Genomic DNA, 14,017 nt, shown 5'->3' on the forward strand with positions numbered 1-14,017 from the left:
TGCGCCGCCCCATGATATTCCGCCGCGGCGCTCCCCGCGTGCGATCTTTCCCGGATCAGGCGCCGGCCGACACCCGGGGCAGCAGCCATTCGCGCACCAGCGGCACGCTATCCAGCACCGCTTGCGGCGCACAACCCTGAAGCTCCTTCATGGTATGCGCGCCATAGGTCACACCCAGCCCGTGCACGCCTGCATTGACCGCCATCTGAAGATCGTGCGAGGTGTCGCCCACCATCACCACACGGGCGGGGTCCACGTCCAGTTCCTGCATCAGCTCATGCAACATGGCGGGATGCGGCTTGCTGAAGGTTTCGTCCGCCGTGCGGGTGGCATCAAACAGCGGGCCCAGGCCCGTGGCCGCCAGTGCGCGGGTCAAGCCCACCCGGCTTTTGCCGGTGGCCACCGCCAGGCGCACGTTCTGGTCCGCCAGGGTCTGCAAAAGCTCGGGAATGCCGTCGAACAGGCGCAGTTCGGGATCGCGCAGCAGGTAGTGGGTGCGGTAGCGCTCAAGAAAGCGCGGCATCATCGCCTGGGTCAGCTCCGGCACGGCACGACGCAAGGCGCTTTCCAGAGACAGACCGATCACCCAACTGGCTTCGGACGCCGACGGCACCGCCAATTCCAGGTCCCGGCAGGCGCCTTGGATGGCGGCCACGATGCTGTGCGTGGAATCCATCAGGGTGCCATCCCAGTCAAAAACGACCAGCGAATACGACGACATAATCAGACCGACTCCAGTTGTTTCAGTATTTTTTGGCAGGCGGGTGGCAGCTCGGCGGTCAGGGTCATGGGTTCGCCCGTGACCGGGTGGGCCAGGGTCAATTGATGAGCATGCAGGAACATCCGACCAAAACCCTTGCGCGAAAATTCCGCGCGCACGTCGTCATGCCCGTATTTGTCATCCCCCACAATGGGAAAGCCGCTGGCCGCCAGGTGCACCCGGATTTGATGAGTCCGACCGGTGCGCAGTTCCGCGTCAACCAGACTGTAACCGCCGAAACGCTGCTTGAGCGTGATGATGGTGTGCGCGGCCTGGCCGTCCGGGTCGACCTTAACGCGCCGCTCGCCGGATTGCGTCGTCCATTTGGACAGGCCCAGCTTGATGTGCTGGCGGTCATTCACCCAATCGCCCTCGACCAGGGCCAGATAGTGCTTGTCGCCCTTGCCTTCGCGCAGCATCGCGTGCAGCGCCAGCAAGGCGCTGCGTTTCTTGGCCACCATCAGCAGCCCGGACGTCTCGCGGTCCAGGCGATGCACCAGTTCCAGGAACTTGGCATCAGGCCGCGCGGCGCGCAGTTGCTCGATGACGCCGAACGACACCCCGCTGCCGCCATGCACCGCCACCCCGGCAGGCTTGTCCACCACCAACAGCGCATCGTCTTCGAACACCACGGGGAACTCGGCGCCCGGCACCGGACGCGGCTTACCCGGATCGGGCAGGCGCAAGGGCGGAATGCGGACGATGTCGCCGGCCACGATGCGATAGTCGACCGAGATGCGTCCCTTGTTTACGCGCACCTCGCCGCCACGGATGGCCTTGTAGATGTGGGTCTTGGGGACGCCCTTGCACAAGCGCATCAGGAAGTTGTCCAGACGCTGGCCGGCGTGTTCGCCATCGACCTCCACCATGCGAACGGCGGGGGCGGCTTTAGAGGGGGATATGGGGGAGGAAGTTTCTTTGCGCATTGCGGAAAGCGACATATAATCGGGACAGCCTTAAGGGGCTGAACTAGCCGCCTGGCGTAGAGATGCAAACAAGTACGCAACTCCGTCGAGCGCGCGGGCCGCTATTGTACTGCCTGCTGATTCAACCCCTGGGTCTCTTGGTCGCCGGCGCAACCGCGCCCTGCCGGATAGTGGTGTGGCATTCACTTTGCCCGCTGTCCCAGCAGGTCCGTTGCATGCCGCAAGCGGCTCTGAAGCACTGCAAGAATCGTCGCATATTTAAAGCACCAGCTGCGTGTAGGCAACCAATCCGACCGCAACTGCCGTTCACAGCAATTTTTCCGTCAAACCACATTCAGTGAAGCTGACCCTCCTGCTGACAGAACCCCGTGCCCCACGGCACGACGTGCCCGCCTGACCCGCGGCGGATACGCCTGGGCGCCGCCCAGGTACGGTCCGCATTTCTTGCCCGCTTCAGCCGCAGCCCGAGTGACCCGAGGTCACGCGCCGATATCGGCGCGTCATGACAACGGAGAAACCCTCTCATGAAGCGCATGCTGTTCAATGCGACGCATCAGGAAGAATTACGCGTCGCTATCGTTGATGGGCAAAAACTCATCGACCTCGACATCGAGACCGCCGGCCGCGAACAACGCAAAGGCAACATCTACAAAGGTGTCATTACCCGGATCGAACCCGGCCTGGAAGCTTGCTTCGTCAACTACGGTGAAGACCGTCACGGCTTTCTGCCCTTCAAGGAAGTTGCTCGCAGCTTCTTCAAGGAAGGCGTCGATGTCCGTAGCGCCCGCATCCAGGATGCGCTGCGCGAAGGCCAGGAACTGATCGTTCAGGTCGAAAAAGAAGAACGCGGCAACAAGGGCGCAGCCCTGACCACGTTCATCTCGCTGGCCGGCCGCTACCTGGTCCTGATGCCCAACAACCCCCGTGGCGGTGGCGTTTCGCGCCGCGTCGAGGGCGAAGATCGCCAGGAACTGCGCGATACGATGGAGCAGCTTGAGCTGCCCCAGGGCATGAGCATCATTGCCCGCACCGCCGGCATCGGCCGCAACGTCGAAGAGCTCCAGTGGGACTTGTCCTACCTGTTGCAGCTGTGGACCGCCATCGATGGCGCCGCCCGCGACAACTCCGCGCCGATCCTGATCTACCTGGAATCCAGCCTTGTCATCCGGGCCATCCGCGATTATTTCTCGCCCGAAATCGGCGAGATCCTGATCGATACCGACGAGATCGCCGATCAGGCCACCGCCTTCATGAGCGTGGTGATGCCGGACAACGTCCAGCGCGTCAAACGCTACCGCGACGACATCCCGCTGTTCTCGCGCTTCCAGATAGAACACCAGATTGAAACGGCGTATTCGCGCACGGTGCAACTGCCGTCCGGCGGCGCCATCGTGATCGACCACACCGAAGCACTGGTTTCCGTTGACGTGAACTCCGCCCGCTCCACGCGCGGCGCCGACATCGAGGAAACCGCGCTGCGCACGAACTCCGAAGCGGCCGACGAAGTGGCCCGCCAGTTGCGCTTGCGCGACTTGGGCGGCCTGATCGTCATTGACTTCATCGACATGGAAGACAGCAAGAACCAGCGCGCCGTTGAACAGCGCCTGCGCGATGCTCTCCATTTCGACCGTGCCCGCGTGCAAATGGGCAAGATTTCGCGCTTTGGCCTGATGGAACTGTCGCGTCAGCGCCTGCGCCCGGCCCTGAACGAAGGCTCGCACATCACCTGCCCGCGCTGCAACGGCACCGGCGTGATCCGCGATGCCGAATCCAGCGCCCTGCACGTGCTGCGCCTGCTGCAAGAAGAAGCCATGAAGGAAAACACCGCGGCGGTCTACGCCCAGGTGCCGGTGGATGTTGCCACCTACCTTCTGAATGAAAAGCGCGCCGACATCACCAAGATGGAAGCCCGCTTGAAGGTCAACCTGATGCTGATCCCGAACAAGCATCTGGAAACGCCGCATCACCACATCGAACGCCTGCGCCATGACGACCCGCGTCTGGAAGAGCTGAAGACCAGTTTCGAACTGGTGGAAGCTCCCGCCACGAACGCGCCGTGGCAACCGCGCGAAAGCGAAATCAAGGCGCGCCCGGAAGCATTGGTCAAGGGCATCACGCCCTCGCAGCCGGCCCCGGTTTCGTCCACGCCGGCCGCTCCCGCCGCTGCGCCCGCCGCACCGGCAGCCGCAACGGGCGGCCTGGGCGGCTTGTTCAAGCGCCTGGTCGGCTGGCTGACCGGCGGTTCCGAAGCCGCCAAGCCGGCCCCCACCGCCCAGGAAGACAGCGCCAAGCGCGCCGCCTCCGGCCGTGGCAAGGGCCGAACTGGCCACGATGGCCAGGAGCGCCGTGGCGAACGCCATGGCTCGGACCGTAACCGCAACAATCGCCGTGGCGAATCGCGCGGTGAAGGCGCCGAGGGCGGCGAAGGCAGCCGCCACCACGCCCGTGGCAACCGCCGTGGCGAAGGCGAACGCGGCGACCGCCAGGAACGCGGCGATCGCACCAGCCGTGGCGAGCGCGACGGCCAGACAGCACAAGCCGTGCTGGCATCCAACCGCCCCGACCAGGCTGAACTGGCCAATGGTGACGATACCGGCGCCGGTCGTAACCGCCGCCGTGGCCGTGGCCGCAACCGCCGCGAAGAAGGCCAATCCGACGCGCCGATGAGCGAACAGGAAAGCATGGTGGCCGCGCTGGCGCAGTCCGTTGCGACCGCCCTGCCCGACACCACCAAGCCCGCTGCCGAACCGTCGATGGACACCCTTGACGCCGCTGAGCAAACCGCCGATGGCATGCCGCTGGCCGAAGGTGCCGAAGGCGCTGCCGATCCGGAACGCAAGCGCCGCCGCCGCCGCAGCCGCCGTGGCCGCCGCAGCCAGGACGAAGCAGGTCTGGCCGGTAGCGACGAGCAACTGGACGACGGTTCCGACGACGACACCGCCGATCAAGCTGAAGGCATCGCCCCCCCGGCAGCGCCTGTAGAAACGGCTCCTGCCGCCCCGGTGCAGACGCAAGCCGTCGACACCAAGGTAACGGAAGCACAAGCTGTCGAAGCGCAGCCCGCCAAGGCCGAAGCACCGGCTCAGACCGCGGATCAGGCTCCGGTGGAAACCCAGGCCCAGGCGCCCGCCCACACCCCGGCTCAAGCCCCGGTGCAGGTTCCGGTGCAGGTTCCGGTGCAGGCCCCGGCCCAAGCTGCCGCCGTCGACGCTTCTGCCGAGACTGCCAAGCCGACCGCCGTACAAGCTGCCGAACCCGTCGCCCAGCCCGTGCAAACGGCTGCTTCGGTGACCGAGCCGGTTGCCGTACAAGCCGCTGAACCGGCCCAAGCCCCGGCGGAAACGCCGGTGAAGGCCGCCGAGGTGGAACCCGTCGTGACGGCGCCCGCTCCGGTTGTCGAACGCGCAGCCCCGACCGCTGAAGCCCCGGCCGCAGCTCCGGCTGCCGCAGCATCGGCTGCCGCAGCTCCTGCCGTGTCGCAGCCTATCGTGGTGCCGGCAGCGACGCCGTCGGCCAAGGCCCAGGCCTTGCATGACGTCGTCAACGCCGCTGGCTTGAAGTGGGTGGAAACCGATCCGGACCGCCACGCCCAGACCCAGCTGCGCATTGCCGCCGCGCATACGCCGACCCGCCTTGGTCGCGAGCGCAAGCCGGTTGCGTCCGTCTCGAACGAACCCCTGGTTCAAGTCGAAACGCGTCACTAAGCCGCTAGCTAGAGCGCCAAAAAGCCTCCGTCGCATGACGGGGGCTTTTTTTTCGTCCGTCGCCACCACACCCACTATCAACAGACGAAAAAAAACCCTCGATGACGAGGGTTTTCTGATCTTGCCGGAAAGCGGTTTAGAACTGGTACGTGTAGGTCAGCTGCACCAAATCCAGCCCCGGATTCGGGCGCTTGATGCTGGCGTTGGAAAAGTGCGAATAACGCACGCCGATTCGGTTGTTCGGCGTCAGCAGAAAGCCCATGCCGACGTGGTCGCCAAACTGGAAGGCGGTGCTGATGTTTTCGTCTGCGAAGCGCGTGCTGGAGAACACCGTCGCGCCAATACCGGCTTCGAGGTAGAAACGCTCACCGGTCCACCAACGGAACATCGGGATGGCATTGAGCTGCCACACATGGCCGGGGGAACGCGAGCCATCCGCCCACCAGTACGAGGCGCCCAATTCCGGCGTGAGGTCCAGGCGCCCCCAATTGCCACCAAACTGGTGCGTCCAGACCGAAGGCGTTTCGTAGTTCAGGGTAATGCGCTGGTAATGGTCACCGATGCCGTAATGCATGCTCACGCCACCCTGCGTACCTTCCGACGATTGGGCGTTGGCCAACGTGGCGGCGCCCGCCATTGCCAAACCAACCAGGCTTGCGAGCAGTTTCTTTTTAGTCGACAGCATGAGGTAACTCCGAAGATTTGGGTCTAATCGGCAACATAGCAAAATACGGGCCAGGTGGCTTGAACCTTGTCGCAATAAGGCAACATATTTGCCGTGGAAAACACTGTTCCGAAAAGCGCCGTCACAATCGAAACCAGATCCGGTATGCGGCGTCACAAAGCGGTTGCCGCGCCACAAAAAATGCCGCCTCAAGCCATAAGCTTCAGGCGGCATCGTTCATTGCAGCCCGTTGCTCAAGCAGTAACGACGTCCGCCGGCTGGTTGGTCAGCAGCGCCAGCAAGCGCGCAATTTCCTCGCGCAGTTGGCGGCGGTCCACCACCATATCGATCGCGCCCTTTTGCAGCAGGAACTCCGAGCGCTGGAAGCCTTCCGGCAGCTTTTCGCGCACGGTCTGCTCGATCACGCGCGGGCCGGCAAAGCCGATCAGCGCCTTGGGCTCTGCAATGACCACATCGCCCATGAACGCAAAACTGGCCGACACGCCGCCCATGGTGGGGTCGGTCAGCACGCTGATGAACGGCAGCCCGGCCGCCGACAGGCGGGTCAGCATGGCGTTGGTTTTGGCCATCTGCATCAGCGACAGCAGGCTTTCCTGCATGCGCGCGCCACCCGAAGCGGCGACACAGATGAACGGCGTCTTGTTATCCAGGGCGGCCTGGGCGCCGCGCGCGAAGCGCTCGCCCACCACCGAGCCCATGGAACCGCCCATGAATTCAAATTCAAAGCAGGCCAAGGTGGCCGGCACGCCGCGAATCGAACCGCTCATGACCACCAGCGCATCCGATTCACCGGTTTGCTTGACGGCCTCTTGCAGGCGCTCGGGGTACTTGCGGGTGTCCTTGAACTTCAGCGAATCCACGGACCGCGTGTTCTGGCCAATTTCAACCCGGCCTTCCATATCCAGCAGCGAATCAATTCGCGCGCGAGCGCCGATACGCATGTGGTGATCGCACTTGGGGCACACGTGCAGATTGGCCGCCAAGTCTTCGCTGTACAGCACCGATTCGCACGACGGGCATTTCACCCACAGGCCTTCGGGAACACGGCGAGCGCCGCTGTCGCTGGTTTTATTGATGCGAGGAGGCAGGAGTTTTTCGATCCAGCTCATTGATTTTTCATCCCGTTAGAGGTCGCGTCCGGCCGCTCAGGCCGACGCGTCGTCTCGTTTTACTTGATCCAGCGCGAGCCGGATGGTGCGCAGCCAGCCGCTGGCGGCGGTAACCGCAGCGTTGGTTTGCTGGGCAGCCGGGGCATCCGCCACCGCCTGCTCCATTGTTTCAATCAGTTTGCTGCCAATGACGACGGCGTCGGCCACGCGTGCCACGCGCTGCGCGCTTTCGGCGTCGCGAATGCCAAAGCCCACGCCAACCGGAATGTCGCCCATGTGGCGGCGAATGACGGCCACGCGCTCGGCAACGTCGTCGGTGTTGAGCGACCCGGCGCCCGTGACGCCCTTGAGCGACACGTAATACACATAGCCGCGCGCCACTTTTGCCACGGCCTGGATGCGCGCTTCGGTGGAGGTGGGCGCCAGCAGGAAAATGGGGGCGATGCCATGCTTGCCCAGCGTGGCAGCGAAGTCGATGACCTCTTCAGGCGGATAGTCCACGACCAGCACGCCGTCCACACCCGCGCGCTCGGCGTTGGCGGCAAATTCAGCCTGGCCCATGCGTTCGATGGGGTTGGCGTAGCCCATCAGCACCACCGGCGTGGTGGTATCGCGCTGACGGAATTCGGCCACCAGCTCCAGCACACGGGCCAAGCCCACGCCTTGCGCGATGGCGCGGTCGGCGGCGCGTTGGATCACGGGGCCGTCGGCCATCGGGTCGGAGAACGGTACGCCCAGTTCGACGATGTCGGCGCCGGCTTCCACCAGCGCGTGCATCAGGGCAACCGTAGCCGCGGGCGACGGGTCGCCGGCCGCGATATACGGAATCAGGGCCGCGGAACGGCCGAATTCGGCGGTACGCGCGAACGCGGCCGCGATACGATCAATGCGAGTTGTCATGGTGTTAGAGCTCGATACCGGCACGTTCGGCGACGGTATGCATGTCTTTGTCGCCACGGCCCGACAAGTTGACCAGAATGACCGCATCGCGCGGCAGCGTGGCGGCCATCTTCACGGCTTGGGCAATAGCGTGCGACGACTCCAGCGCCGGCATGATGCCTTCAATGCGGCAGCAGTCATGGAACGCCTTCAGGGCCTCATCGTCGGTGATCCCCACGTATTCCGCGCGGGCCGAGTCCTTCAGCCAGGCATGCTCGGGACCCACGCCGGGGTAGTCCAGGCCGGCCGACACCGAATGCGTTTCCTGTACCTGGCCATCGGCGTTCTGCATGACGTAGGTGCGGTTGCCGTGCAACACGCCGACTTGTCCCGCCGCCAACGAAGCGGCGTGCTTGCCGCTGTCCATGCCCTCGCCCGCGGCTTCGACGCCGATAAGGCGCACGTTTTCGTAGGGGATGTAGGGGTGGAAGATGCCCATGGCGTTGGACCCGCCGCCCACCGCCGCGACCACGTAGTCGGGCTGGCGGCCAATGGCTTCGGGCATCTGCGTCAGGCATTCGTTGCCGATCACGGTCTGGAAGTCGCGCACCATGCGCGGATAGGGATCGGGCCCCGCCACCGTGCCGATGATGTAGAACGTGTTTTCGATGTTGGTGACCCAGTCGCGCATGGCTTCGTTCAGCGCGTCTTTCAGCGTGCGCGACCCGGAGGTGACCGGCACCACCGTCGCGCCCAGCAGCTTCATGCGGTAGACGTTCGAGGCCTGACGGCGGATGTCTTCGCTACCCATGTAGACGACGCATTCCATGCCGTAGCGCGCGGCCACGGTAGCCGTTGCCACGCCATGCTGGCCGGCGCCCGTTTCGGCGATGACGCGCGGTTTGCCCATGCGCTTGGCCAGCAATGCCTGGCCGATGCAGTTGTTGACCTTGTGCGCGCCGGTATGGTTCAGGTCTTCGCGCTTGAACCAGATCTGCGCACCACCGACCATTTCCGACCAGCGGCGGGCGTGGTAGACCGGGCTGGGCCGGCCGACAAAGTGCTTGAGTTCGTAGTTGAACTCTTCCAGGAAGGCGGGATCGACACGGTAATGGTCATAGGAGGCGCGCAGCTCATCGAGCGCGTGCATCAGCGTTTCCGCCACGAAAACACCGCCATAGGGACCAAAGTGGCCCTGGGCATCCGGAAAGTCGTAAGGTTTCACCAAGCATCTCCCCCGGTATCGCGGCAGGCCACTGCCAGCCGCAAATCCGGTTTGCAACCCGTCATTTTACCTGAGCCGGCCGGGGCCGGGGTCCGCGCAACGGTCCCCTCCCCGCCCGCCACCCGCTTACAGCGACTGGCCCAGGCGACGCAGGAACGTCTCGCAAGACGCCATTTGGTCGATCGCCACGAATTCGTTGGGCTTGTGGGCTTGTTCGATATGGCCCGGGCCGCAGACCACGGTGGGGATGCCGATGCCCTGGAACAGGCCGGCTTCGGTGCCATAGGCCACCTTGCGCGTGCTGCGGTCTTCGGTCAGCGCCCGCACCAGCTGGGTGATGGCGGCTTCTTCGGAGGCTTCCAGCGCGGGGGCCGCGGCGCCCGTTTCGATTTCAATGGTGGCGCCGTCGAATTCGGCCTTCATGCGCGGCAAGAGCTCATCGCGCACGTATTTTTCGACTTCTGCCTGGATCTGGTCCGGTTGCATGCCCGGCAGGTTACGGAATTCGTAGGTGAATTCGCACAGCTCGGGGATGGTGTTCACGGCGATGCCACCCCGGATCTGGTTGGTGGTCATCGTGGAGAACGGCACGTCGTAGAACTGGTCATACGGGCCGTTGGCCTTGAAGCTGTCGGCCAGGTCGCGGATGCGGCAGATCAGGCGCGCCGCGTATTCGATGGCGTTGCAACCGCGCGGGGTCAGCGACGAATGCGCGGCCTTGCCGTGGACCTTGCAGCGGAACAGGTTGATGCCCTTGTGCGCCACTACCACCTGCATGCCGGTGGGCTCGCCCACCACGCAGCCTTCCGGGCGGATGCCGCGTTCGTGCAGGTCGGCCAGCATGTACGGCGCGCCGGCGCAACCGACTTCCTCGTCGTACGAGAACGCCAGGTGGATCGGTTTCTTGCGCGGCATGGCCATGAATTCCGGCACCAGCGCCAGCGAACCGGCGATGAAACCCTTCATGTCGCAGGCACCGCGCCCATAGAGAAGGCCGTCTTTTTCAACAAGTTTGAACGGGTCCGTGCTCCAGTCCTGGCCATCCACGGGCACCACGTCGGTGTGGCCCGACAGGACGATACCGCCCTGCTGGTTGCCGTCTTGCGCCGGCAAAGTGGCGAACAGGTTGGCCTTGGTGCGCTCGGGGTTGTGCGCCAGCCACGCGTCCACGCCCTGGCCCTTGAGCCAATCACGGACGGTTTCGATCAGGGCAAGATTGGAATTGCGGCTGGTGGTATCGAAACCCACCAGCGTTTCCAGCCAGGTGCGCGCGTTCATGTCACTTCTCTTTGGGGGAAAAGTGACAAGTGTAAAGCCAGGAAGCGCCCGCGTCTTGGACGGTGGGGCCGACCGTTCACCGGTTAAGCGCCTAGAATGTCGCCGGATTGAATTACGCCCCCAAGGAGAAACCGTGCAGCACAAAGCAGTTCCCACACGCAACATCGTGGCCGCAGTCATAGGCAACGCCCTCGAATGGTATGACTTCCTGGTGTTCGCGTTCATGACGCCGATCATCGCGAAGCTGTTTTTCCCCACCGACCCCAACCTGCCCGGCAGTGAACTGAACGCCATCCTGATGACCACGGCCATCTTCGGCGTGGGCTTCTTCATGCGCCCGGTGGGCGGCATCATCCTGGGGATGTACGGCGACAAGAAAGGCCGCAAGGCCGCCATGGTGATGGTGACCTCGCTGATGGCCGTGTCGATTGCGCTGATCACGGTGGCCCCCACCTACCACGCAGCCGGCATCCTGGCCCCGATCTTCATCCTGATCGCCCGCCTGTTGCAGGGCTTCTCGGCGGGCGGCGAATTCGGCACGTCGACGGCCCTGCTGATCGAAATGGCGCCAAACGGCAAGCGCGGCTTTTACGGGTCCTGGCAAATGGCCGGCCAGATGCTGGCGCTGCTGATCGGCGCCGCCTGCGGCACCCTGATCACCGAGTTCTTCACGCAAGAACAGATCGCGGCCTGGGCCTGGCGCATCCCGTTTGCCTTCGGCCTGGTCATTGTTCCCATCGCCATCTATATCCGCAAGAACATCGACGAAACCGAAGTCTTCAAGCAGATGCAGGAAGAAGACCGCCAGGCCGCCGCGCGCGGTGAAGTGCAGCGCCTGAGCCTGGTGCAGATGGTCAAGACCCACACCCGCGAAACGCTGATCGGCGTGGGCCTGGTGGTGACCGCCACCGTGTCCATCTACATCACCTTCACGTATCTGGTCACGTATTCGACCCAGATCCTGAAGCTGCCGCTGAAGGACACCTTCATGGTGCAGATGGCCGGCGCCGCGCTGATGGTGCTGATGACGCCGTTCATGGGCGCCTGGTCCGACCGTATCGGCCGCCGCCCGCTGGTGATCGGTTCGCTGATCGGCTATCTGCTGGTGCTGTATCCGCTGTACTACTGGCTGTCGGATGCGCCGTCGATCAGCCGCCTGCTGACCGTGCAGATCGTAGTCTGCATCTTCGTGTCGGCGTTCTTTGGCGTGTTCAGCACGGTGATGGCGGAACTGTTCCCGGCGCGCGTGCGGTCCGTGGGCCTGTCCCTGGCCTACAACGTGGCCGTGATGATCTTCGGCGGCTTCGCGCAGTTCATCGTGACCTGGCTGATCAAGACCACCGGTTCGCCGATGGCCCCGGCCTACTACGTGATGTTCGGCGTGGCACTGGGCCTGATCGCCTCGTTCTTCATGCGCGAGCGCGCGCACGAAAAGCTGGATCACTAAAGCACGGCCCCCATGGCCGCCCGGCCTTGGGGGTGCCCTAGCGGCGCGACGCCGAGGACACGCCGGCCACTTCGGCCAGGGCGTCCAGTGCACGGGACAGCGATTCGCCCCCGCGAACTTCCACCGTGAACACCATATGCGCCAGCGATTGCTTGCTTTGCGTGTTCACGCCCACCACATTCAAGCGCAAGCGCGCGAACACTTCAGACAGGTCGCGCAACAGGCCGGGCCGGTCGTGCGCGCGCACGCTGATGTCCACGGGATAGAAGGTATCCGACGTCTCGCCCCAGGCAACCTCGATGACGCGCTCGGGTTCGCGCGCGGCCAGCGCCTGGTAGCTGTGGCAATCGCAGCGATGGATGGACACGCCACGCCCGCGCGTCACGAAGCCGGCGATGGCATCGGGAGGCGCCGGACGGCAGCAGCGCGCCAATTGCGTCAATAGCGAGCCCACGCCCACCACCAACACGCCACTCTTGCCGCTTTTCTCGGCGCTGCCCGCGCTGGCGTGGCGCAGCGCGGCCGGTTGCGGTTCGGTTGCCGGCGCAGGTTGCTGGAACACGCTATCGATCTGGCGCAGGCTGAATTCTTCCTTGGCCGCCGCCACGTACAAGTCATCGGCGCGGGCAAAACCCAGGGTCTGCGCCAGTTGTTCCAGATTGACGGCCGTCTTGCCCAGCCGTTGCAGTTCTTTTTCAACCAGCGCCTGCCCCTGCGTAATGCGCTGCTGCAATTCAATGGCGTTGAACCACATCCGAACCTTGGCGCGCGCCCTCGGGCTGGCCAGAAAACCCAGCTGCGGGTTGAGCCAGTCGCGCGACGGCCCGCCCGACTTGGCGGAGATGATCTCGACGGTCTGGCCCGTGGACAAATGCGTCTGCAACGGGACCATCTGGCCGTCAACGCGAGCGCCCCGGCAGCGGTGGCCCAGATCGGTATGCAGGTGATAGGCAAAGTCCACCGGCGTGGCGCCGGCGGGCAGTTCGATCACGCGCGCCTGGGGCGTCAGCACGTAGATGCGTTCGTCCGTGTGGGCGGGCGGCTTGACCAGGTTGCGGTTCTTGCTGGACCCGGGCTTGCTTGAAGTGGCCTTGCCGGTGTCTGCCTTGGCGGCATCGGGCTTGCCGGAGTCTTGCCCCGGCTGGCCACCGCCTTCCACATCGCTGTTCCAGGCCAGCAGTTGGCGCATCCACGCCAACTGACGGTCGTATTCGCTGGACGCGGCCACCTGCCCGCCCTTGGCGCCGGCTTCTTTGTAGCGCCAGTGCGCGGCCATGCCGTATTCGGCGAACTGGTGCATTTCGCGCGTGCGGATCTGCACTTCAAAGGGCCGGCCGTCATCGTCGGCCACCACGGTGTGCAGCGAGCGGTAGCCGTTGGGCTTGGGCCGCGAGATGTAGTCATCGAACTCGTTGGACAGCGGCGTCCACATCTCGTGCACCAGGCCCAGCGCCGTGTAGCAGGCGCGCACGTCCTCGACGATGATGCGCAGCGCGCGCAGGTCGTACATCTGGGCAAAGTCCAGACGCTTGACGCGCATCTTGTTCCAGATGCTGTAGATATGCTTGGGCCGGCCGCTGACCTCGGCATCAATGCCCGCCTTGGTCAGCGCCGATTGCAGGCGGTCGATGGCGCCGGCGATGAAGGCCTCGCGCTCGACCCGCTTTTCTTCCAGCAGGCGCGCAATCTGCTTGTAGCGGTCGGGCTCCAGGAAGCGGAAAGACAGGTCTTCCATTTCCCATTTGATTTGCCAGATGCCCAGGCGGTTGGCCAGCGGGGCGTACAGGTCCAGCGTCTCGCGCGCAAAATCGGTCGAGCAAGGGGCCTTGCTTTCGGCATGCCAGCGCAAGGTGCGCAGCCGCGAGGCTAGACGCATCAGCACAATGCGCAGATCGGCCGCCATGGCCAACAGCATCTTGCGCTGCATTTCTTTTTGCGAGCCGCTTTCGGCTTCGGCGTCGCTGGCCTGGCGCGCCACCACGCCCAGGCGCAACAGCGCGCGCG

Annotated in this window: 10 protein-coding genes; 2 read left to right on the forward strand and 8 right to left on the reverse strand. The window is 64.4% G+C overall.

Features of this window, described 5'->3' with window-relative positions:
• Nucleotides 1-55 precede the first annotated feature (55 nt).
• Together ACNPP0_RS09410 and ACNPP0_RS09415 are read right to left on the reverse strand one after the other, a co-directional pair.
• Nucleotides 56-721, reverse strand: a complete 666-nt coding sequence (locus ACNPP0_RS09410) for an HAD family hydrolase (protein ID WP_319309263.1) — start codon at nt 719-721, stop codon at nt 56-58.
• 2 nt (nt 722-723) lie between these two features.
• Nucleotides 724-1,686, reverse strand: coding sequence for an RluA family pseudouridine synthase (locus ACNPP0_RS09415; protein ID WP_332610674.1), 963 nt, complete (start codon nt 1,684-1,686; stop codon nt 724-726).
• Between the two features lie 524 nt (nt 1,687-2,210).
• On the opposite strand from ACNPP0_RS09415, the gene ACNPP0_RS09420 reads away from it, so the two are divergent.
• Complete coding sequence (locus tag ACNPP0_RS09420) at nt 2,211-5,390, forward strand: Rne/Rng family ribonuclease (protein ID WP_448705696.1); 3,180 nt, start codon at nt 2,211-2,213, stop codon at nt 5,388-5,390.
• A gap of 136 nt (nt 5,391-5,526) precedes the next feature.
• Here ACNPP0_RS09420 and ACNPP0_RS09425 read toward each other — a convergent pair whose 3' ends face one another.
• The 5 genes from ACNPP0_RS09425 to argE all read right to left on the reverse strand — a co-directional run bounded on the left by ACNPP0_RS09425 (nt 5,527) and on the right by argE (nt 10,566).
• On the reverse strand, nt 5,527-6,075 hold the full coding sequence (locus ACNPP0_RS09425) for an acyloxyacyl hydrolase (protein ID WP_332610678.1): 549 nt from the start codon (nt 6,073-6,075) through the stop codon (nt 5,527-5,529).
• A gap of 233 nt (nt 6,076-6,308) precedes the next feature.
• Nucleotides 6,309-7,184, reverse strand: a complete 876-nt coding sequence (accD, locus tag ACNPP0_RS09430; RefSeq protein WP_046802586.1) for an acetyl-CoA carboxylase, carboxyltransferase subunit beta — start codon at nt 7,182-7,184, stop codon at nt 6,309-6,311.
• A 36-nt stretch (nt 7,185-7,220) separates the two neighbouring features.
• On the reverse strand, nt 7,221-8,084 hold the full coding sequence (gene trpA, locus ACNPP0_RS09435; RefSeq protein WP_448705697.1) for a tryptophan synthase subunit alpha: 864 nt from the start codon (nt 8,082-8,084) through the stop codon (nt 7,221-7,223).
• Between the two features lie 4 nt (nt 8,085-8,088).
• Nucleotides 8,089-9,288, reverse strand: coding sequence for a tryptophan synthase subunit beta (trpB, locus tag ACNPP0_RS09440; protein ID WP_448705698.1), 1,200 nt, complete (start codon nt 9,286-9,288; stop codon nt 8,089-8,091).
• 126 nt (nt 9,289-9,414) lie between these two features.
• Nucleotides 9,415-10,566: an acetylornithine deacetylase gene (argE, locus tag ACNPP0_RS09445; RefSeq protein ID WP_448705699.1), complete on the reverse strand. Its 1,152-nt coding sequence runs from the start codon at nt 10,564-10,566 to the stop codon at nt 9,415-9,417.
• 133 nt (nt 10,567-10,699) lie between these two features.
• Between argE and ACNPP0_RS09450 the strand changes: the two genes are divergently transcribed.
• Entirely contained in the window at nt 10,700-12,013 is a 1,314-nt protein-coding gene (locus tag ACNPP0_RS09450; RefSeq protein ID WP_332610685.1) for an MFS transporter, read from the forward strand.
• A 37-nt stretch (nt 12,014-12,050) separates the two neighbouring features.
• Here the strand turns inward: ACNPP0_RS09450 and ACNPP0_RS09455 are convergent.
• The coding region (locus tag ACNPP0_RS09455) for a RelA/SpoT family protein (RefSeq protein ID WP_448705700.1) at nt 12,051-14,017 on the reverse strand (1,967 nt) is incomplete at its 5' end.

It is taken from the genome of Achromobacter semiaridum, assembly GCF_053543755.1.

What these genes read in the sequence shown, in the direction of transcription:
- ACNPP0_RS09410 (WP_319309263.1), bottom strand. Translation starts at nt 721, where the DNA reads ATGTCGTCGTATTCGCTGGTCGTTTTTGACTGGGATGGCACCCTGATG.
- ACNPP0_RS09415 (WP_332610674.1), bottom strand. Translation starts at nt 1,686, where the DNA reads ATGCGCAAAGAAACTTCCTCCCCCATATCCCCCTCTAAAGCCGCCCCC.
- ACNPP0_RS09420 (WP_448705696.1), top strand. Translation starts at nt 2,211, where the DNA reads ATGAAGCGCATGCTGTTCAATGCGACGCATCAGGAAGAATTACGCGTC.
- ACNPP0_RS09425 (WP_332610678.1), bottom strand. Translation starts at nt 6,075, where the DNA reads ATGCTGTCGACTAAAAAGAAACTGCTCGCAAGCCTGGTTGGTTTGGCA.
- accD (WP_046802586.1), bottom strand. Translation starts at nt 7,184, where the DNA reads ATGAGCTGGATCGAAAAACTCCTGCCTCCTCGCATCAATAAAACCAGC.
- trpA (WP_448705697.1), bottom strand. Translation starts at nt 8,084, where the DNA reads ATGACAACTCGCATTGATCGTATCGCGGCCGCGTTCGCGCGTACCGCC.
- argE (WP_448705699.1), bottom strand. Translation starts at nt 10,566, where the DNA reads ATGAACGCGCGCACCTGGCTGGAAACGCTGGTGGGTTTCGATACCACC.